Source organism: Paenibacillus methanolicus, assembly GCF_008124765.1.
Classification (GTDB): Bacteria; Bacillota; Bacilli; order Paenibacillales; family Paenibacillaceae; genus Paenibacillus_Z; species Paenibacillus_Z methanolicus.
The window spans coordinates 367,568-387,114 of sequence record NZ_VNHS01000006.1 but is presented as its reverse complement, the minus strand read 5'-3'; the positions used below and the strand labels follow the sequence as shown (position 1 = coordinate 387,114).

23 protein-coding genes are annotated in these 19,547 nt (G+C 59.9%); 14 read left to right on the top strand and 9 right to left on the bottom strand.

What is annotated here, in order from left to right; translation table 11 throughout:
* The first annotated feature begins 193 nt into the window (after positions 1-193).
* The 4 genes from BCM02_RS17900 to BCM02_RS17890 are packed head-to-tail and all read left to right on the top strand — an operon-like array spanning position 194 to position 3,608.
* The gene (locus BCM02_RS17900) at positions 194-928 is read left to right on the top strand and encodes a response regulator transcription factor (RefSeq protein ID WP_148930475.1); all 735 of its coding nucleotides are present in this window, start codon (positions 194-196) and stop codon (positions 926-928) included.
* Position 929: 1 nt separating this feature from the next.
* Complete coding sequence (locus tag BCM02_RS17895) at positions 930-2,747, top strand: sensor histidine kinase (RefSeq protein ID WP_148930474.1); 1,818 nt, start codon at positions 930-932, stop codon at positions 2,745-2,747.
* Positions 2,744-3,046, top strand: a complete 303-nt coding sequence (locus tag BCM02_RS36005) for a response regulator (RefSeq protein ID WP_246183445.1) — start codon at positions 2,744-2,746, stop codon at positions 3,044-3,046. The genes BCM02_RS17895 and BCM02_RS36005 overlap by 4 nt, the downstream gene beginning before the upstream one ends.
* Positions 2,943-3,608: a response regulator transcription factor gene (locus tag BCM02_RS17890; protein WP_246183433.1), complete on the top strand. Its 666-nt coding sequence runs from the start codon at positions 2,943-2,945 to the stop codon at positions 3,606-3,608. The genes BCM02_RS36005 and BCM02_RS17890 overlap by 104 nt, the downstream gene beginning before the upstream one ends.
* Before the next feature lie 12 nt (positions 3,609-3,620).
* Here the strand turns inward: BCM02_RS17890 and BCM02_RS17885 are convergent, their stop codons facing one another.
* Positions 3,621-4,826, bottom strand: coding sequence for a serine hydrolase domain-containing protein (locus tag BCM02_RS17885; protein ID WP_187434278.1), 1,206 nt, complete (start codon positions 4,824-4,826; stop codon positions 3,621-3,623).
* A 101-nt stretch (positions 4,827-4,927) separates the two neighbouring features.
* Between BCM02_RS17885 and BCM02_RS17880 the strand changes: the two genes are divergently transcribed.
* Both BCM02_RS17880 and BCM02_RS17875 read left to right on the top strand, forming a co-directional pair.
* Positions 4,928-5,473 carry a PadR family transcriptional regulator gene (locus BCM02_RS17880; protein ID WP_148930472.1) on the top strand — a complete coding sequence of 182 codons (546 nt, stop codon included), beginning with the start codon at positions 4,928-4,930 and terminating at the stop codon, positions 5,471-5,473.
* Positions 5,474-5,584: 111 nt separating this feature from the next.
* Entirely contained in the window at positions 5,585-6,112 is a 528-nt protein-coding gene (locus BCM02_RS17875) for a DinB family protein (protein WP_148930471.1), read from the top strand.
* Positions 6,113-6,223: 111 nt separating this feature from the next.
* Here the strand turns inward: BCM02_RS17875 and BCM02_RS17870 are convergent, their stop codons facing one another.
* Entirely contained in the window at positions 6,224-6,838 is a 615-nt protein-coding gene (locus BCM02_RS17870) for a TetR/AcrR family transcriptional regulator (protein ID WP_148930470.1), read from the bottom strand.
* A gap of 163 nt (positions 6,839-7,001) precedes the next feature.
* On the opposite strand from BCM02_RS17870, the gene BCM02_RS17865 reads away from it, so the two are divergent.
* The 3 genes from BCM02_RS17865 to BCM02_RS17855 all read left to right on the top strand — a co-directional run bounded on the left by BCM02_RS17865 (position 7,002) and on the right by BCM02_RS17855 (position 9,104).
* Positions 7,002-7,577 (top strand): hypothetical protein, encoded by a 576-nt coding sequence (locus tag BCM02_RS17865; RefSeq protein ID WP_246183432.1) that lies wholly within the window; start codon positions 7,002-7,004, stop codon positions 7,575-7,577.
* Positions 7,577-8,212, top strand: a complete 636-nt coding sequence (locus BCM02_RS17860) for a GNAT family N-acetyltransferase (RefSeq protein ID WP_246183442.1) — start codon at positions 7,577-7,579, stop codon at positions 8,210-8,212. The genes BCM02_RS17865 and BCM02_RS17860 overlap by 1 nt, the downstream gene beginning before the upstream one ends.
* 124 nt (positions 8,213-8,336) lie before the next feature.
* Positions 8,337-9,104, top strand: coding sequence for a TetR/AcrR family transcriptional regulator (locus BCM02_RS17855; protein ID WP_148930468.1), 768 nt, complete (start codon positions 8,337-8,339; stop codon positions 9,102-9,104).
* Positions 9,105-9,187: 83 nt separating this feature from the next.
* On the opposite strand, the gene BCM02_RS17850 is transcribed toward BCM02_RS17855, so the two are convergent.
* From BCM02_RS17850 to BCM02_RS35330, 4 genes are all read right to left on the bottom strand, one after another.
* Positions 9,188-10,375 (bottom strand): DUF418 domain-containing protein, encoded by a 1,188-nt coding sequence (locus tag BCM02_RS17850; protein WP_148930467.1) that lies wholly within the window; start codon positions 10,373-10,375, stop codon positions 9,188-9,190.
* A 38-nt stretch (positions 10,376-10,413) separates the two neighbouring features.
* Positions 10,414-11,208 carry an ABC transporter permease gene (locus BCM02_RS17845; protein WP_148930466.1) on the bottom strand — a complete coding sequence of 265 codons (795 nt, stop codon included), beginning with the start codon at positions 11,206-11,208 and terminating at the stop codon, positions 10,414-10,416.
* Positions 11,205-12,092 carry an ATP-binding cassette domain-containing protein gene (locus BCM02_RS17840; RefSeq protein WP_148930465.1) on the bottom strand — a complete coding sequence of 296 codons (888 nt, stop codon included), beginning with the start codon at positions 12,090-12,092 and terminating at the stop codon, positions 11,205-11,207. Before BCM02_RS17840 ends, BCM02_RS17845 begins: the two co-directional genes overlap by 4 nt.
* A 183-nt stretch (positions 12,093-12,275) precedes the next feature.
* On the bottom strand, positions 12,276-12,425 hold the full coding sequence (locus BCM02_RS35330) for a hypothetical protein (protein ID WP_187434277.1): 150 nt from the start codon (positions 12,423-12,425) through the stop codon (positions 12,276-12,278).
* 277 nt (positions 12,426-12,702) lie between these two features.
* On the opposite strand from BCM02_RS35330, the gene BCM02_RS17835 reads away from it, so the two are divergent.
* The 5 genes from BCM02_RS17835 to BCM02_RS17815 all read left to right on the top strand — a co-directional run bounded on the left by BCM02_RS17835 (position 12,703) and on the right by BCM02_RS17815 (position 16,943).
* Positions 12,703-13,398: a response regulator transcription factor gene (locus BCM02_RS17835; protein ID WP_148930464.1), complete on the top strand. Its 696-nt coding sequence runs from the start codon at positions 12,703-12,705 to the stop codon at positions 13,396-13,398.
* Positions 13,391-14,518, top strand: a complete 1,128-nt coding sequence (locus tag BCM02_RS17830) for a HAMP domain-containing sensor histidine kinase (protein ID WP_148930463.1) — start codon at positions 13,391-13,393, stop codon at positions 14,516-14,518. The genes BCM02_RS17835 and BCM02_RS17830 overlap by 8 nt, the downstream gene beginning before the upstream one ends.
* Before the next feature lie 81 nt (positions 14,519-14,599).
* Complete coding sequence (locus BCM02_RS17825) at positions 14,600-15,475, top strand: M15 family metallopeptidase (RefSeq protein WP_148930462.1); 876 nt, start codon at positions 14,600-14,602, stop codon at positions 15,473-15,475.
* Positions 15,476-15,491: 16 nt separating this feature from the next.
* Positions 15,492-15,995 carry a VanZ family protein gene (locus tag BCM02_RS17820; protein WP_246183431.1) on the top strand — a complete coding sequence of 168 codons (504 nt, stop codon included), beginning with the start codon at positions 15,492-15,494 and terminating at the stop codon, positions 15,993-15,995.
* A gap of 78 nt (positions 15,996-16,073) precedes the next feature.
* Positions 16,074-16,943 carry an AraC family transcriptional regulator gene (locus BCM02_RS17815; protein WP_148930586.1) on the top strand — a complete coding sequence of 290 codons (870 nt, stop codon included), beginning with the start codon at positions 16,074-16,076 and terminating at the stop codon, positions 16,941-16,943.
* Between the two features lie 89 nt (positions 16,944-17,032).
* Here the strand turns inward: BCM02_RS17815 and BCM02_RS17810 are convergent, their stop codons facing one another.
* From BCM02_RS17810 to BCM02_RS17800, 3 genes are read right to left on the bottom strand one after another with little or no spacing between them, the layout of a single operon-like run.
* On the bottom strand, positions 17,033-18,046 hold the full coding sequence (locus tag BCM02_RS17810) for an alpha/beta hydrolase family protein (protein WP_246183430.1): 1,014 nt from the start codon (positions 18,044-18,046) through the stop codon (positions 17,033-17,035).
* Positions 18,043-18,690, bottom strand: a complete 648-nt coding sequence (locus BCM02_RS17805) for a GNAT family N-acetyltransferase (protein ID WP_148930461.1) — start codon at positions 18,688-18,690, stop codon at positions 18,043-18,045. The genes BCM02_RS17810 and BCM02_RS17805 overlap by 4 nt, the downstream gene beginning before the upstream one ends.
* Positions 18,687-19,478, bottom strand: coding sequence for a MerR family transcriptional regulator (locus BCM02_RS17800; RefSeq protein ID WP_148930460.1), 792 nt, complete (start codon positions 19,476-19,478; stop codon positions 18,687-18,689). The genes BCM02_RS17805 and BCM02_RS17800 overlap by 4 nt, the downstream gene beginning before the upstream one ends.
* Positions 19,479-19,547: the final 69 nt, after the last annotated feature.

The window sequence follows — 19,547 nt, the reverse complement described above, 5'->3', positions numbered from 1 at the left end:
CCTCCTTCTTATGCAACTTTGAATCTAGTATATCGCCTCAAACTTACGTCCCCTCCAACGGGGGATGAACGCAATCTTAACTTTTGCAGCCGGGTAGACGCGAGAATTAAGGTAACGGTAAGATTGTCATTCGCTGGATGTACGATACAATACTAATATCTCTTACCTAATCTCTTACTATCGGGTGATGACAATGAAAGAAGCGAAGATTCTCGTCGTGGACGACGAACGCGCGATCGCGGACATGATGGCCACCGTGCTTCGAAAGGAAGGCTTCTCGCATATCGATCTGGCGCACGACGGGGAAGCGGCGTTGGCCGCGTGCGAGCGAACGCGCTATGACTTGGTGCTGCTTGACGTCATGATGCCGGGACGGAGCGGACTGGATATATGCCCGTTCATCCGCAGCACGACGGACGCGCCGATCTTCTTCCTGACCGCGCGTTCCTCGGATTTCGATAAGTTGTCGGGGTTCGCCGTCGGCGGCGACGATTATATTACGAAGCCGTTCAATCCGCTTGAAGTCGTGGCCAGAATACAGGCGCAACTGCGCCGTTATTTGCAGCCGAAAGCGCTGACGCAGCCAGCGCATCAGGAGGAGGAGACGCCGCTCGGTCGTTACGACTTCGGCCGGTTCCAGATCGACGAGGCGCAGGCGACGTTAACGGTGGACGGACAGCCGTCGCACTGCCCGGCGCTCGTGTTCCAGCTCCTCTTATTCCTGTGCAAGCACCCGAACCGCGTGTTTAGCAAAAGCGAGCTCTACCTGCGCGTATGGGGCGAGGAGGCGTTCGCCGACGATAACACGGTCATGGTCCACATTCACCGTATTCGCGAGCGAATCGAACGCAACCCGTCGAAGCCGGAGTATCTGGTCAACGTGCGCGGCATCGGCTACAAGCTGATCCGGCCCAAAGGAGCGCGCTGATATGGTCCGTAGAAGGCTGGCGGTTCGATTCGGCGTGCAGCTGGCGGGAGCGGGCGCGCTGCTCGTCGTGCTGGCGGTCGTCGTCATAATTTGGATATTGGCGCGGTTCGAAGAGATTGAGATTCGGCGGAACTTTGCGCCTACCGGTATTTCCAGGCTCATCGCGGAGTCGCGGACGGACGCAGGCGGCCTGATCGCGGATCCCGTGCTGCTGGAACGACTGCGCGAGGACGGGGGCTGGCTGCAAAGTTTGGATGATTACGGCAACGTGATTCAGTCGTTCAACGCGCCGGACGATCTTCCCGATCGGTATTTGCCCGGCAGGCTCATGGATTATTGGATCGGCAACGAACCGTACCCGTACCGACTCGGGTTATGGATTCAGGAGAAAGACGGCGTAACCTATACGCTGCTCTACGGCGCGCGGTCGCCGACCGAGGATCTGCTCGGACGCTTGATCGATGACGGCAGGCTGGATGGCGGCAGCTTGTCCTTCTCGGAGGCGACGCTCGCGATGCTCGGGCAACGCGACGGCTGGGTACAGGTGCTTGATCGCGAAGGGCGCGAGCTAGGGGCATGGGGGCGGCCGGAAGGCGCGCCTACATCTTACACGCTGCAGGATCTGGCGCTTCAGACCATCAATAACGACGGCGTCGGCACGCTGATGGATACGCGCTACGACAAGCGGACGGGCTATACGTGGGTGTATCAATATCCGATGAGCGAGGCGCAGCGGCATGCGATGCCGATACCGGGCATGATGCCCGAGGCGCAAGTGATGATCGCGGGCTTGGTCGTGTTTCTGCTCGGCGCGCTGCTGCTCTTCATCGTGCTCTCCGTTTGGTACGCCAACCGATTCGGTACTCCGCTTATCCACATTCTCGGCGCGATCCGGCGACTCGGGGGCGGAGAATACGCGGAATTGTTCCCGCAGCATCAGCCGAAGCGACGGTGGTTCGCGCTGCGCAAGAAGGGAGCGGCAGGCAAGCGCCGCAACCGGATTTTCGGCGAAGTGTTCGAGTCGCTCGAATCGCTGACCCGCGCGCTTCGCGCGGGCAAGGACGCGGCGGAGCGCACCCAGCGCACCCGCGAAGAATGGATCGCCGGGGTGACGCACGACATGAAGACGCCGCTCGCTTCGATCCAAGGCTACGCCCACATGTTGGCCGCGGACAGATACAGCTGGACGGAAGACGAGATCCGCAAATTCGCGTCGGTAATTCTGGAGAAATCGGAGTATATGGATAAGCTCATCAACGATTTGTCGCTGACGTACAGACTGCGCAGCGGGGACATGCCCGTCGTCTTCGAGGAGCAGGATGCTCGCGACTTGCTGGAGAAGGCGGTCGTTCGCGCTTCCGGGCAGCCCGGGTACGACGGCGGCAGGGTGCTGCTTTCTCTGCCTTCGTCGCCCGTGCCGGCGGAGCTGCACGAGCCTTGGTTCGAGCGGATCGTCGATAATCTCGTCGCGAACGCGTTCCTGCATAATCCGCCGGATACCATCCTGCGCATCGCGATGACGCAAGGCGAGGGAGAGGGGAGCTGGCGCATCGATTTTGCGGACAACGGCCGAGGGATGGACGAGCAGACCGTCGAGCGGCTATTCGACCGTTACTATCGCGGACTCAATACGGAGAGCGGCTCCGAAGGCAGCGGACTCGGCATGGCGGTCGCCAAGGAGCTCGTGCAGGCGATGGGGGGACGGATCGAAGCGCGGTCCGAGCCGGGACACGGTACCGTGGTCAGTCTGATCTGGGACAGTGGCAGAGGCGAACGCGTTCGAACGGCAGACGTTCAAGCAGGGAGGGATGGCAGTTGACGATCGATAATCGGACAGTACTGGTGGTGGACGACGACGCGGACATTCGCCGCATGATCGGCATCTACCTGCATCAGGCCGGCCTCGTCGCGATCACGGCCAATGACGCCGAAGACGCGCTGCGCCAGCTAACCGACCATCCCGTGGGGTCTCGTACTGCTCGACATTATGATGCCGGGAGCCGACGGATACGAATTGTGCCGGCGGATTCGCGATTTTTCGAAGGTGCCGATCATGCTCGTCAGCGCGAAGTCGGCGGACTGGGACAAAGTCCACGGGATGGACGTCGGGGCCGATGATTATATAACCAAACCGTTCAGTCCGGTGGAGCTGGTCGCCCGCGTGAAGGCGCATCTTCGCAGAGCGTCTTATACGAACGAACCGCCGAAGGCAGTGGTCTCGGGGATGATAATGCCCGGAGGACTGATAATTGATCATGCAAGCCGAAGCGCCTCGCTGCACGGACAGCCGATCCGGCTCGCGAAGACGGAATTCGAGATTCTGCTATTACTCGCGCGGCATCCCAACCGCGTCTTTCCCGCGGACGAGATTTATGAGCGCGTATGGGACGAGAATGGACCGGGCAGCCATAATGCCGTAATGGTTCATATTTCGAGACTGCGGGAGAAGCTGGGGCAGGTCGATGGCGAGACGGAATGGATCTCGAATGTATGGGGGGTGCCCCATCTTCATCTGCATCACCAGCGGCAGGATCCAACGACGACGAGCATGTACGTGACCGAAGGATTGCCGCTCTATTTCCGAGATGTCGAGGGACCCAGAATGCCGCTCGGCGGCGTCGCGGCCAAGGACGGCAAGGAAGTGCTGGCGGGTGACCGCGTCGCGCCTTCGACCCCGTAATCCGGCGTTGGTTCACGTCTGGCCGAGTCGTATTCGTTGGAGTGTCTGCATGATGTGGAATAGCGCCCGGAAGCTCGGCACCATCGCATCCGTCGAGCCGAAATTCATGACGACGTAGGTGTCCGTCGCCGGATCTCGGAACATGTGCGTCGCGAGGACGCCGATGTGGCCTTTCAATCTGGGCATTCCCCGCAGCAGGGGGAAGAATCCCTCGAACCGGATCTCCATCATGCCGAGTCCGTAATGAATGCCATTTCTGAACTTGTGGGCGCAGCGTTCCATCTCGCTCAGCGATTCCGCGCGGATGAGCGCCCCGCCGCTCAACCCCTTCTGAAAGCGGATCAGGTCTTCGGGCGTCGTCGCGAGGCCGCCGCCTGCCCAGTCGCAGCTGAGGCTGCGGAACCGGCTGATCTCGACGCCATCGAGCCATATATCCTGCAGCGGCGGCTCATCGGGCGGGATAGGAGCGTCCCGATCGAACAGGAGGTACGTATCGTTCATGCCCAGCGGCGCGAGAATCTCGCGGCGAAGCAACGTCCCTAAGCTAACGCTCGTCACGCGTTCTAGCAGAAGGCCGAGCAGAATATATCCGGTGTCGGAATAATGGAAGCGGGCGCCTGGTGCCGCGACGGCACGCTGGTTATGACGCGAGAAATCCAACAGCTTCTCGGGCGTCCATAATTCGTCCGGATTTTCGATGACGCGGGTTTGGAAAGAAGGCTGCTCCCGAACGGGACCTTCGAAATAATCCGCGACGCCCGACCTATGACCGAGCAGCTGGCGGATCGTGACTTCACGAGCGTGATCCTTGCCGTCCCAGACGAACAGCGAGCTTAGCGTCTCGGCCGGGAGGTATTCCGCGATGCAACTATCCAAAGTAAGGTCGCCCCGCTCGGCCAGCATCATGATTAACGTCGCGGTGAACGTCTTGCCGATGCTGGCGGCGTGGAACGGTTGATTGTCCGTAACAGGGGCGCCTCCTGCGGCGGTAAGGCTTCCCGCCGTATGCCGGTAAGACAGGACCGGGCTGTCGATCAGCACCTGCAGCGACGTTTGCCGTTTGCCGACTCGGAATGCTTTCGAGAAATAGGCATCGAGATGGGCCGCGGCTTCGTCGGGATTTAACGGCTGTCGGGACGTTCGCGCCGCCCGTGACAAAGCATATGCGCCTGCGCCGCCTAACGCGATCGCGGATATTCCGGCTGCAATGAGAAACATAGACATCCTCCTCGGGTTGCGGGATTCGATATTACACATGTATGTGGAATACTAAACGTAATATACCTAAAAGGGATATAAGAAGCGGAGGAGGGGCGGAGTTGGAATTTGTCGTGTTGGGGCTGCTGCTGCTCAAAAGCCATACTTTATATGAGCTGAAGCGTTCCTTCCAGCTAGGGATCGCCCTGTTCTACAGCGTCAGCAACGGCAGTCTGCAGGCCGCGCTCAAGAAGCTGGAGCGGGAAGGGGCTATCGGTTACGAGGAACGGGTCGAGAACGGGCGCAATAAGAAAGTGTACTCGCCTACGAATCTGGGACGGGCGGCTTTCTATGCGTGGATGGAGACGGATTTGCCGGCGGGCAAGCTGGAAGCGACCGCGCTGTCGAAGCTGTTTTTTCTCGGGCTGCTGGACGGGAACGACCGCAAGCAGGCTGTGCTAAGACGGATTATCCAAGCCATGCGTGCCGCGGAGCAAGAGCTGCGCGCCTTGGATGCGAGCCTGGCCATGCAGCAGGTGGAGGAGCCGTACCAGCAGGTGTTCCGCTATCAGACGAAGACGCTCGATTACGGATTGGGCGCGCATCGATTCGCGGTAGACTGGTTCGAGGGGCTGCTGGCGGAGCTGGAAGCGGCGGAAAAGGCGTGAATAGCGAGTTATAGCATGGAGCGTTCAAGCCGAATCACGATGCGCGGCAGGCCTTGATGACGCTATAATGGTCACATGACATTGATGATGTTCCAGTCGGGAGGGAGAGCCATGTCGTTCAAGTTAAACGAAGCGGTTGAAATTTTGGAGCGGACGCCAGCGATGCTGTCGAGCCTGTTGGCCGGGTTGTCCGACGGATGGCTGCAAGCTAACGAAGGAGAAGAGACGTGGAACGCGGTCGAGGTGCTGCTCCATTTGATCGAGGCCGACCGGACGAATTGGCTTCCGAGGCTTGAAGTGATTTTGCAAGATGGCGAAGCCGGCGCGTTCCCTCCCTTCGATCGGTTCGCGCACCTGAACGGCCGGAAGGGCGAGACGTCGGAGCTTGGCGGTTTGCCGGCGGAGTTCGCCGAGCTCCGCCATCGCTGTCTCGAGCGCCTTCGGCAGCTGATCGCCTCCGAGGAGCTGCTGGAGCGAACGGGCACGCATCCGGCTTTCGGCCCGGTGAAGGCGCGCGAATTGATCGCGACATGGACGGTGCACGATTTGACCCACGCGGCGCAGATCGCGCGCGTGCTGGCGAAGCGGTACCACACGGATGTCGGTCCGTGGAAGGCGTACTTAAGCATCTTGAAATAACGCACCGGCAAAGAAGGCGCTGCTTCGGGCAGCGCCTTCTTTGCGTCCGAATATAAGCAATTGCGCCGCCAATGACACCTAGGGCGGGCGATAGACGCCCGGCTGCTTCCTTCAGCTCCGGTTCCCGGCAGATCCGGTTGGTCCTGCCAGTCCGAAGAAGAACAGCTTCAGCCATTCGTCGAGAGCGGAACCTGCCTCTTCCGCATCGGCGGACGCGGCCAGCAATCGGGCCAACTCGCGGTTAAACATGTCGTAGTAGCGCTTGGCGGCTTCCTCCGTCAGCGCAGGATCGATAAAGCCTTCGGCTTTGCCCTGTTCCAAATAACGGCTGAAGAAGCGAGACGCTTGCCCGTCTCCGAACGTCTCGATCGACTGGCGCAGCGCCTCTTCGCCGTCGCCGCGCGTATGACGGGACGCATCCGCGAGCAGACGCAGGTTGTCCGCCTCCAGCTCCATGAGCGCTCTCGTTTTCTCGGGAAATCGGAGCGGCGCGTTCAACAACTGCTCATACCGGGCCACCTGCTCCTCCATCCAGCGCAGGACGGCCGCGGCGTGCAGACGTTCCTTCGTCTCGAAATAGTTATAGACGGTAGCGGGCGACACCCGCGCGGCGTCCGCGATGTCGTTCACGGCCGTTCCCGCATAGCCTCTTGACGAGAATAGCTGCCAGGCAGCGGTCAAAATGAGTTCCTTCTTCTGCATCGTACGCCGTTCGAATCCGTTCATGCGTTCACCTCGCTATAAGTTTAGGATGAATTTTAGAGATTTACAACCGGCCAAGTATAAATATATTGCGGGGGACAAGCGGTTGCGGATATATTAGTTTTGTAGTTTGTTGTGACTATGAGTACAAAACTAATTTTCGGATTAATCGAAGGAGGCCAATGACTTGCTCGGAAACGAAAGAACGATGCCATCCTTTCTGCACGAGGTGTTCGGAGCGAAGCAGTCGGTCGGGACGATCCTCGCGATCGTGGCCATCGGAACGGGAATCGCCTGCGCGTTGTGGCTGGGCTTCCCGGATTCGACGGTCGATCTGCCGGCATGGCGGACGGCGTTGGCGCTGCTGCTTATCTTCGACGTGGGCGCGGGCTGCGCCGCCAATTTCACGGCTTCGACGAACGACTTCTATGCCGCCGACCGGCGCAAAGGCTGGCTGTTTATCGCGGTGCACGCGCATTTGCCGGTCATTGCGGCGCTGCTAGGCGCGGATCTCGGTCCGGCGTTAGCGGTTTGGGCGTTCACGATCTCGGGGGCGAGCGCCGTATACGCCCTGTCGGCCAGGCCGTTCCAGCGGTTCATCGGCGGCATGCTGCTTGCGGCAGGCGTTGTTCTTGTAGCGCTGCTTCCGTATCGAACCGAATGGATGTCGGCCGTCAGTCTGTTGTTTATGCTGAAAGTGCTGTACAGCTTCGCGGTCGACCATGAGGGGCGGAACGCGGGGACGGGGAATGGCGCCCCGTGATGCCCGTCTTTACGTTTGAACGACTGACCGACCGCGACCGTGAGGCCTTCATCTCGCTGATGAGGGCGGCATTCGACGAAGACCCGTTGTTCGAGACGTTGTTCGGTTCGTCGGGCAGCCGGGGGAGACTCGCTAACGACCATTTGCTGCCGGCGTTCGCGTTCAGGCAGGGCTTGGCGCGGCGGTCCGAGCTGTGGGGCTGCTATCGCGAAGGCGCGCTGGTCGGGGCATATGCCATGGAGGCGTCGAATCACGTCGGGCTATCCGCTGCGGTTACCGTCGCTCAGACCATCGCGCGAGCCGCCGTCTTGTCCTTGCGCCTGCCGATTCGCGCCACCGTGCTTCTGAACCGCTACATGCGGCACTCCCGCAAGCTGGCGCCTTCGGTTCCGCATCATTACCTGCTCATGATCGGCGTAGCCCCCGGCGCCCAAGGGGCCGGCATCGGGAGCGCGCTGCCGGCTCATGCCGCCGAACGATCGGCCTTCTGCGCACGGTCGCGCGGCGTAGCCCTGGACACGGAACAGTCGGCGAATGAAGCTTGGTATCAGGCCAGAGGGTACGCGAAGACGGGGGAATCGCAGCTCGGCGGGCTGCGCGTCATCGGGATGTTTTATGCGAGCGCGGACGGCTAGCTGCCGATCGCACATGCAAGCCGGGAATGGCGTTTCATCCGTTCCTGCCGGTGTGCTATAATACTGTTTATACAATACGCAATTATGTGGGCAGCATGGCGGTAATGGCTGCAGGAGGAACGCAATGGACGAGGAAACGACACAGAACGAGCTGCCGCGCGGCGTGGCGCTCAGCTGGGGAATTGTCAAGGAACCGCAGCGGGGACCGAAGCGGGAGATGAACGTCAAGCAGATCGTGGATGCCGCGATCGCGATTGCGGATGCGGAAGGGCTGGCCGCCGTGTCCATGAACCGGGTGGCGTCTTCGCTCGGCTTCACGGCGATGTCGCTCTACCGGTATATCCCGAGCAAAGAGGATCTGCTGCTGCTTATGCAGGACGCGGTGTGCGAGCTTGGGATTGAGGAACGGATTTATGAGGGGATGCCCTGGCGAGAGGGCTTGCGCGTGTATGTAGGCGCGATGATTCATCTCTTCCAGGCTCGTTCGTGGGTGAGCGAAATTCCGATTACAGGCGCGCCGATCACGCCGAACAACTTGCAGGTTGTCGATAGCGCGCTGCGCATCATGCGCGGGCTTCAGTTGACCGATGCCGAGAAAATGTCCGTCATCCTGCTGCTGAGCAGCTACGCGCGGGCATGCGGCATTTTGCAGCGGGACTTCAACCGGGCGTTAAAGGGAGGGATGACGTCGGCCGCTTTCAGCGGCGCGCCGTATCTGGGAACGCTCAGCAGGTTGGTGACGCCGGAGCGCTTTCCGGATTTGCATCCGCTGCTCGTCTCCGGTGCGTATACGGGCACGGACGATAATGCCGAGGAGATATTGGAGGATTTCGATTTCGGGCTGGAGCGGATATTGGACGGCATCGAACATTATATGGCTGGCAAATCGTGAACAAAGGCAGCTCGTTTCCGCAATCGCGGAGACCGGCTGCCTTTGTTTTTATCGCGTCTTATGGCAAGTATCCTTGCCAACGGCTACTTGCGATATACCAGCTTTCGCATTAGCGCGTCTGCCGGCCCAGACCGGTCATGCCTTTCCAGCCACGCGGCCAAGCATCCTCCGGACAACCAGATCAGGACGGCGATCAAGAAGGCTTCGGCGCTGCCGATGGCTGCCCCGATGCCGAACGCGACGGGCGATAGAAGCAGCACGAGCAGCGCTTCTTGATAAAGATAAAACGTCAGGGAGCGCTTCCCTATGGCGGCCAGAACATACGTCAGTCTCGGAACCGTCTGGGGTGCGGATAGGCTAAGCAGCGCGATCAGAGCTAAATAGCCGAAGCCCCCGGCGATTCCGCTGAGCAGGCTGAGCGCGACGCTCCAGTCGAGCGCGGCTGGCGGCGGATCCCACAGCCGCGCGCCGGCTAACGCCAGCGGGAGCGCTCCGGCAGCGGAGATGCCAATGCCGCCGAACGCGATTTTTTTCAGCTGCCGCCGGTATTCTTCCGGTCGTTCGATCCAGGGCTTCCCGGATAGCCATATGCCGAGGAGAACGGGCAGCACCATCGGGAAGAGGGTCATTTGGACCGCAATGACGAACGGAAAGGCGATCGCATGATCCGCGACCATCTGCGCGTAGGTGGGCGAATGCGAGGTGATGAAGGAATCCCCCGCGGAGATCGGCATGACCCATACCCACGTGATCGGAACGATGATGAGGTAGGCTAGGCTGACCCAGCCGATTGTCTTCAGCAAGGCTTGCTTCGGCCGGAATAGCAGTCTGCCGAACAGGAGGCCGGTCACGCCGTACAGCCCGAGAATATCGGCGCCTCCGATGAAGACGAAGTGAACGAAGCCGAACGCGATCAGCAGCCGCGAGCGGCGGCGCAGCGAGCGGCGGACCTCCTTCTCCGGCACCCCTGCGGCAAGCTGGCGGGATACCATGAACGCCAATCCGTAGCCGAATAATCCGGCAAATAGGGGGTAGGAGCGATTATCGACAAGCAGCAATCCGATAAAATTGACGACATCATCCAGAACATTCTCCCCGAGCGGACGGCTAATCACGACCGTGCCGGAGGAGTGAATGTACATCGGAACATGGGCGATCACGATTAACAGCAGCATGAAGCCTCGGCCAAGATCGGGCGCCAGCAAGCGCCTCTCCGGCGATATCGGGCTGTTGGATGCGGATCTGGAAAGGTGGCGTTTCGCGTTAGCCAAGCTCTCAGCCTCCCGTCATAGTTACGATTATGGGCAAGTTATCTGGCATTAGCCTTCCGTCGAAACGACCAAGCCGCCCAGATCAGCGAGAGCAGGAAGATAAGCGCGCACCAGCCGATGGCCAGCCAAGCCTGATTGCCGATCGGCGTTCCGGTAAGAAGCCCTCTAAGCGTCTCGATGACGGGCGTGATCGGCTGGTGCTTCGCCACGCCTTGCAGCCATGCGGGCATCGTGTCCGTCGGGACGAACGCGCTCGAGATGTACGGGAGGAACAGCAGCGCGAAGCCGTAGCCGCTCGCGGCGGTCGGACTGCCGGCCACGAGGCCGATCGCGGCATACGCCCAGGTAAGGGCGAAAATGAACAAGCTGACCATGCCGATCGCCAGCAGCCAATCGGCGAGGTTCGCGTTTGGCTCGAACCCGACGAGCAGGGCGACGCCGATGACGATGCCGGTCGCGAACAGGTTGCGGACAAGGCTTGCGACGACGTGGCCCGCGACGACGCTTATGCTGCTGATCGGCATCGTCCGGAAGCGGTCGATGATGCCGGAAGTCATATCGTGGGCGACGTCGACCGCGGTGCTCGAAGAGCCGAAGCCGGCGCACAGCAGGATGATGCCGGGCACAACGTAATTCACGTAATTTCCGCCCTGGTCGATCGCGCCGCCGAATACGTACGTAAATAGAAGCATAAGAATGGTGGGCAGCATAATAGCCATAATTAAGGCATCGGAATTGCGCAGCGTGAAGCGCATGCTGCGACCGATGAAGACGGCATTCGTGGCGAGCAGCGACGGCGTCTTCGCTTGCGCCTCCGGTTTGACGGTTATCATACGGACATGGCCTCCTTCGGCATGGCGGTCAATGCGACGAAGACGTCGTCCATGCTCGGTGCGCGGAGCCGAACGCGCGTCTCGTGTGGGAGGGACGGAAGCAGCTCGGCCAGCTGGCGCTGCACATCGGCGATCCGGCCGCTGGTCGGGAGGGCGTGGACGACCTCGTCGCTTCCGTTCACGAGTTCGATCACCTCGCCGCCGACGCGCGACTTCAGTTCCGCGGGCGATCCGTTCGCGATGATGCGCCCGCCCGCGAGGACGGCGACGCAATCCGCGAGCTGATCGGCTTCTTCCAAATATTGCGTCGTGAGGAAGACGGTAATGCCCTGCTTCGCGAGGTGAAGGATGATGTCCCACAAGGCGCGCCGGCTGGATGTGTCGAGCCCGGTCGTCGGCTCGTCGAGGAACAGAATCGGCCGCGGCGAGATCAGGCTGGCCGCAAGATCCAGGCGGCGCCGCATGCCGCCCGAGTAGGTCTTGACCCGCTTGCGGGAAGCGCCGTTCAGCTCGAACTGTTCGGACAGTTCGGCCGCGCGAGCCTTGGCCTCGGCGGAGCTCAGACCGGATAAGCGGCCGATCATGACGAGGTTCTCCTCGCCGGTCAGCATGTCGTCGACGGCGGCGAATTGACCGGTCAGACTGATCGCGCGTTTGACGTCGTTCTTCTGGCTGACGGTATCCGATCCCGCCACGCGCGCGGTCCCCTGATCCGGGATGACCAGCGTCGCGAGAATGTGGATCAGCGTCGTTTTGCCGGCCCCGTTCGGACCGAGCAGGGCAAAGATCGAACCGGCTGGCACGTCGAGATCAAGGCCCTTGAGTACAGGATGGCTTCCGAAACTTTTGTGCAAGTTACGGATTTCAATCGCGTTCGGCTGCATGGTTGCACCTCTTTCTGTTTAATATATAAACAGTATATTATATAAACAGTGTATAGAATAAGCAGTAAAAGCGCAACGAGAAATTCGCGATGGTTGTCCTTCCCTAGTCACTTCCTTATGCAAAGAACCCGCGACGCCGTTCGGCGTCGCGGGTTTCTTCATCCTGTTTGCTATCTGGTTACGCTAGGAAAGCGGACCTCGGCGACGGCCGCCGCCTTGGACTTGCTGCCGTTCGGTTTCGTCCAGCTCCTCCGGCAAATCGTTCAGCTCCGCTTCCTGCGAGCTGCCTGCTTGTTCTTGGTCGTCAGGTTTCAAGTTATTGTGGTCCGTCATACAGCACCTCCATGTCAGATACCCCGATCGTATCAGACCGCAGTCGGACTGAACATCACCCATAAGGGTAATTGCTCCGGCTGCATCCCGCTTTCATCCGTAGACGACGCCGGCTGATCGCGCTTCGGCTTTATAGGTATCGCCCGTTGAGCGGTACTCCCTTTTCCGTTAAGATGAATGGATAGATGATGCTATCTTAATTCTACGGAATGAAACGCGCTGCGCCGCCGCTGAGGAGGGCGACAGCCGCATCACGTTGTAAGGAGCTGTTAGCCGCATGAAACGCGTTACGATCTTAATCGCCGACGACGAACCAGAGATTGCGGATCTAATCGCGATGCACGTCGAGCAGGAAGGCTATCATGCCATCAAGGCAAACGACGGCGCGGCCGCGCTGCAGGCGGTGCTTGCGCATCCGATCGATTTGGCGATCCTGGATATTATGATGCCGAAGCTGGACGGCCACGAATTGACGCGGCAAATCCGGGAGCGATATCGGTTCCCGATCATTTTCCTGAGCGCGAAGGCGTCGGATCTCGACAAAATCACCGGCCTCGTGATGGGCGCCGACGATTATATGACCAAACCGTTCAACCCGCTTGAGCTCATGGCCAGGGTGAACGCTCAACTTCGGCGCGCCTTGCAATTGAACGCGCCGCACGCCGGGGCGAAGCCCGTGATTGAGTCGGGCGGACTCATGATCGACCCGGACAAGCGGACCGTCGTCTTGTACGGCGAACTGGTCATTCTCACGCCCAAGGAGTTCGATATCTTATGCTTGCTGGCCGGCAATCCGAACAAGGTGTTCAGCGCGGAGCATATTTTCCAGCAGGTGTGGGGGGACGCCTACTATGAGAGCGGCAGCGGCAACACGGTCATGGTGCACATCCGGACGCTGCGCAAGAAACTGGGCGAAGACAAGGACAAGTTCGTCAAGACGGTGTGGGGAGTAGGGTACACGTTCAATGGTTAAATCCAGACGCAGCTTCCGGTCCAAGATGCTCGGGTTGTTCGGGCTCAGCATGCTGCTCTCCGGCCTGCTCACGTATTTGCTCTACAAAGGGCTGCAAAGCTATTATCACGAGCACGTGTACGCGGAAGACCCGATCGTGCGCCTGCGCAGATTCATGAGCGAAGTCGGGGACGTCAACACGTTCATGGTCGTCTTCATTCCGATGGCGGTCTTATTCTTCTACCTCTTGTCCAAGCCGTACGCCGCGTATTTCGAGAAAATCTCGAGCGGCATCCGCCGTCTGGCCGGCGGCGACTTCGCGACGCGCGTGGAGATCGACTCGGGCGACGAATTCCAGTCGATCGCCGAGGACATCAATCGCGCGGGCGAGAAGCTGAAGAACGCCATCGAGCGAGGCGACTTCGCGGAGACCAGCAAAGATCAGCTCGTGCTCAATTTGGCGCATGATTTGCGAACGCCGCTGACTTCGGTGCTCGGGTATTTGGACTATATTCTGAAGAACGAGCAGCTCCCGCCCGAGCAGGCCAAGCACTACGCGATGATCGCGTATACCAAGTCGCGGCGCTTGGAGCGGCTGATCGAAGAGCTGTTCGAGATTGCGAAAATGAATTATGGCATGCTCGATATCGAGCGCCGGCCGGTTGATCTGAGCGAGCTGCTGTACCAGATGGCCGAGGAAATGGTCCCCATCTTCGAGAACGGCGGCTTGTCCGCCCGACTGGCGATACCGCCGCGCGTCATGGTCAGCGGCGACGGGGCGATGCTCGCGCGGGTGTTCGAGAACCTGCTGTCGAACGCGGCGCGTTACGGGACGGACGGACGTTTCATCGACATCGCCTGCGAGACGGATCTGGAAGCGGTAACGGTGCGAGTGACGAATTACGGCAATCATATTCCGGAACAAGAGCTACCCTTTCTATTCGATATGTTCTATACGGGAGACCGGGCGCGCACCCATCAAGGCGGGAGCACCGGACTCGGCTTGTTCATCGCGAAGAACATCGTCGAGCGCCACGGCGGCAGCATTGCGGCGCATAGCGACGTGACGCGGACCTCGTTCGAAGTGCGGCTTCCGCTGAAGCGGGAGGACGGCCACGCAGCCCCGGCGATGCCAATTTAAGAAAAATTTAAACTACAACCCACTTTCGATTTAAACACTTTTCATTAACCTTAAGGACAGACGGTTAAAGGAGAGAGTTTGATGAAGAAGTGGGTTGTTTTATTATTGCTTGCCGTGTTGATCGGCAATTCCTATATGCAGCGCCAGCAAAAGGAAGGAGACGCAGGTCGCATGGAAGGGGATGCGGGTAATCCGACGGTCTTGGCAGCAGAGAAGAACGGTAACCGGCGGTCGATCGAGCTGTCCGAAGCGCAGACGTACGGCGGCAACTTGATTCTCGTCAATTCGGCGCATCCGGTTCGCGAAGAAGGCGTTCTACCCGACATCGTCGCGTTAGCGGCGCATCCCGAATTAACGGAAGGCTATGGGCTGTTGGAGGCGGATACGCGGCTCTCCGCCGCGGTGGCGGAACGGTTCGGCGCGATGATCGAGGCGGCCGCGGAAGACGGCGTCACCCATTTTCGCATTAGCAGCGGTTACCGGGACATGGAAGAGCAGCGCCGGATGTACGAAGCGAAGGGCGCGGACTACGCGCTGCCGCCCGGCCGAAGCGAGCACAATACCGGATTGTCGCTGGATGTCGGTTCTATGCTGGGCGAAATGGGCAGCTCGCCCGAAGGAGAGTGGCTAATCCGGCATGCCGCGGAGCACGGCTTTATTCTTCGATATCCGAAGGACAAGACCGAGATCACCGGCATTCAGTACGAGCCGTGGCATTTTCGTTACGTCGGCTTGCCGCACAGCATGATCATCGAAGAGCACGGATTGGCATTGGAAGAATACGCGGCATTTCTGCGGAAGAAGGGCATCATCCAAGCGGAGGCGAACGGCGAACGGTATGAGATTCAGGTTGTCGCCGTACCCGGTCATGCGACCGCGCATGTACCCGCGGATGCCGAGGTTGAACTATCAGGGGACAACCAGGGCGGCGTCATCGTCACGTCGCGGCTGAAGTAGAGGAGGAGCGAATCATATGGAGAACGCAAGAACGGTAAGCGTCATGAACGTCGGCAAGAGCGCGAAGAAGCTGTTTTGGTTTGCGTTATTTCTCATTTACGGGTATGGTCTCGTTAAAGTCATTTTGTTCAAATACGGCACGGTGGACGCCGCGGTGCTCGGCCGCCAGCTCCAACTGGCGGTGGACAACCCGGAGCATGCGCTGCACAGGCTCAGCTTCGGCAACTTTACGCCGCTCGAGTCGATTACGCGGAATTTGCAGCGATTGTCCAACCGCAACGATGCGGTGAATCTATTCGGCAACATCGCGATATTCGCCCCGCTCGGCGCGTTCGTCGGCTTGCTCACCCGCATGAAGTGGCTTGGCGCGATCTTGGTTGCGTTCCTGGTCAGCCTGTCGCTCGAGTGCGCGCAGATCGTGTTCTCCATGGGGACGTTCGACGTGGACGATCTAATCCTCAATACGCTGGGCGGTTTGCTCGGCTATGCGGGTTATCGGCTGTTTACCCTGCAGCATTGAACACCGAATGTCGGGCCGGTCTGGCGGCGACCATGGTACGGTAGACGTGAGAGGAGGCGCGTAAACGTGCTGGAGACGATGAATGAAGCGCTGGCGTATATCGAAGCGCATTTGACGGAGGATATCGACTACAAGGAGGCGGCCAGGCGGGCGTATTGCTCGGAGCATCACTTCAAGCGGATGTTCTCTGCGCTCGCGGGCATCCCGTTGTCGGAATACGTCCGCCGCCGCAGGCTGACGCTGGCGGCCGTGGAGCTGCAGGATGAGGCGGTCCGCATCCTCGACGTCGCGCTCAAATACGGCTATGAATCGCCCGATTCGTTCACCCGAGCTTTCGCGCAGCTGCACGGCGCGACGCCGTCCGAAGCCCGCAAGCAGGGCCGGACGCTCAAGGCGTTCCCGCGCGTGACCTTTCAATTGACGATTAGGGGAGGAAGCGAAATGGAATATCGCATCGTGGAGAAGGACGCGTTTCGGGTCGTGGGCGTGATGCGGCGGGTGCCGATCGTGTTCGAAGGCGTGAATCCGGCGATCGCGGAGCTGGCGGGGACGCTGACGCCGGAGCTGATCGCGACGATCAAGGGGCTGTCGGACACCGAGCCCGCGGGCATGATCAATGCTTCGGTGAATTTCTCCGAAGGGCGCATGGAAGAGAAGGGCGAGCTGGACCACTATATCGGGACCGCGACGACGCGGCAGGCACCCGAGGGACTCGCGAGGTTGGAAGTCGAGGCTTCGGCTTGGGCGGTGTTTACCGCCGTCGGACCGTTCCCGCAGACGCTGCAATCGGTATGGGGGCGGATCTATTCGGAATGGTTCCCGTCCGCCGGCGCTGGCTACGAACAGACGGGAGGTCCGGAGTTGCTCTGGAACGAGTCGCCGGATACGTCGCGGCCGGACTATCGCAGCGAAATTTGGATTCCGGTGCGGAAGAAGCCGCAACCGTAGGAGCTAAGCTGTACGGCCGGTTAGGCAAATAAACATGGAATGGCGGCTCTCGCGCATTGCGGCGCGGGATGCCGCTTTTTTTGTTCATTCTATTCGCCTACGCGCCGCACGAAGCTAGCCAGGTCATCTAAGTAACCGGGATCGAACAACTTCCGGGGAAAGAACAGCGCATAGAGGGCCGTCCGCAGCTCCGACGCCGCGTTTGCGCTCGTCAGCATGGCATGGTCCGCGTCCGGCAGGCGCGTGACGGTGAGCAATCCGGGGGCGACGCGCTGCCGGTAGACGCGCTCGGTCTCCGCCACGTCCACGTTCAGATCCCGCCCGCCGAGGACAAGATGAACGGGGCTGCGAAAGGCGGAGAGATCCGCTGCGGCGTCTGAACGGAAGTTCCGCGCGACGAATTGCCAGCGTTCCCGGGTCATGCGCGATCCGCTCTTGGCGATCCGCGTATACGCCTCATAGGATGCTCCTTCTTCAAGCAGCCGGTTGACCCGTGCTTCGTAATCGAGCCGAGCGCTGATATCGCGCTCGGCGTAACCGTCTTGTTCCATCTGACGTCGCGTATTGTACGCGCCTTGGGAGAGCCAGTTGATCGCGGGGGCGACCAGGATGCTGAACGCGATTTCACGGTCCTGCTTGATGACGGTCGGAATGACCCAACCCGCCTGGCTAGCGCCCCATAAGCCGATCCGCAGCGGGTCGATCATAGACTGCTGCTTCGCCCAGCGGATTGCCTGCAGCGTTTCCTCGGCGCGGTCTTCCATGCTTTGGTTCAGCCAGTGGCCTTCTGATCCGCCGATGCCGGGCTTGCTAAGGGATAAGGAAGCGTAGCCGGCTTGCGCGAATGCTTCCCACAGCGGCTTGTAAAACCCGTCGTAGGACGCATCGGCAGGACCGTCGCCGTGGACGAAGACGACGAGACCAACCTTGCCGACCGGCTTCTCGGGCATTGTCAATATGCCGCGCAGCACGCCTTCTTTCGTTCGAATGGCGACCTGCTGTTCGACCATCTCGAAGTCGTGCTGCCAGACGAAGAGCAGGACGGCGGCCGCGATCGTCCCTGCTAAGAGGGCTGCCGTCCATCGCATCCAATTGCGCATCATCCCGAGACCTCCGATCCATGGGCGATCCATATCATATATTCCCAGCGATATTCTTTCAGAATCCATTCGCTCGTCCGGCTTGCCAACTCGCGCATCGTCGCGAAACCATGGCGTTCGTACAGCCGGGACGCGCTCTTATTCGAACCCGCGACGTGAAGCGACAGTTGCTTCAGATCCGGGCAGTCTTGGACATATTGCTGCGCCCAAGTTAAGAGTCGGCTGCCGATTCCCAAATTACGATGGCCGGCGCTTACGGCGAGATGGTCGATGTAGCATTCGCCTGGCTGCGGCTCATAGTGTAGCAAAGACATCCCTGCCGCGAATTTGCAGGCGCGCAGCCAGCCGTACTCTCGCCGCAGCCCGGTTAACGCCTCTCTCCAACGCAGATCGGAATTAGCCGAGCCGCCGGCCCGGGTTAAGCCGATTGAACCGATCACTACGCCTTGCATCCGGGCGATCATGTGCGGTGCGCCGGCGCCTCCATTCTCCGGCAAGCACGCGGCAAGCAATTCGCCCAGCCGAGCCTCGTCGATGGGCAAGAGCGCTTGAAATTTGCGGCGGAACGATTTCGCAATTAATTGGGCGACAACCCGATGATCCGCGGTACGTTTGGGGGCCAGCTCGATTTGCAGCGGATCCATCATTTGCCAACCTCCTTCATTCTGCTCACGGCAAACTGAATTTCATAGAGGAGCTTGCCATTATCGAACATGGACATGTACGAATCCTCGATCGCGATCACAGGCCCCGAACGTTCCAGTCCCCATTGCTCGGCCTGGCGGAGAAGGCTTGCGATTTCGGGTTCCAATTCGTCTTCATCTGCCAGCGATGACCGTTTCGCAAGATACTCGCCGGCCTCCAAGACGAGATCCGCCGTGTCTCCGGGTGCGGTAGCGATGTAGATCGCGCTCTCCTCGTCCATTCCGTAGACGAAGTGCAAATCGGACTTGAACAGATCGCCGCGACTAGGCTTCCGTTCGGCGAGATGGCGGGCATGAAGCGTTTCCTTACCGGGAAGCAGGATCCAGCGAGTTAATCGTCGCGACTCGAGCATCTTGATTTCGCAGCAGGCGTCTTTACCCGTCTGCGACCATTGTGCCCGTCGATCCAACAGCTGGCCGGTGAAGTCGCGGAGCTGGTGAAGCCGATCGATCTCGGCCGCGATACGCGCCATGGACCGGTTCAGGAGCGCCTCGTAATCTTCCGGCGCGTAGGAAGCAAGGGCAACCTGAATGTCGCCGACCGGAACCTCGAGCTCGCGCAGCAGCAGGACATGAGACAAACGGTAAATCTCTTCGATCCCGTACATGCGATATTGGTTGTCGCCGGTAAAAGCGGGGTTCAAAATGCCTTTCTCTTCGAAATAACGGATTTGGTGGACGGATATATCCATGAGTTTCGCTAATTCGCCGATCGTGAGATGGGTATGCAAACGATCCAGCTCCTTTCTTTTCTTGCGGCGTTATCGTTAACTATAAACCTTAGGTCTGACCTAAGGTCA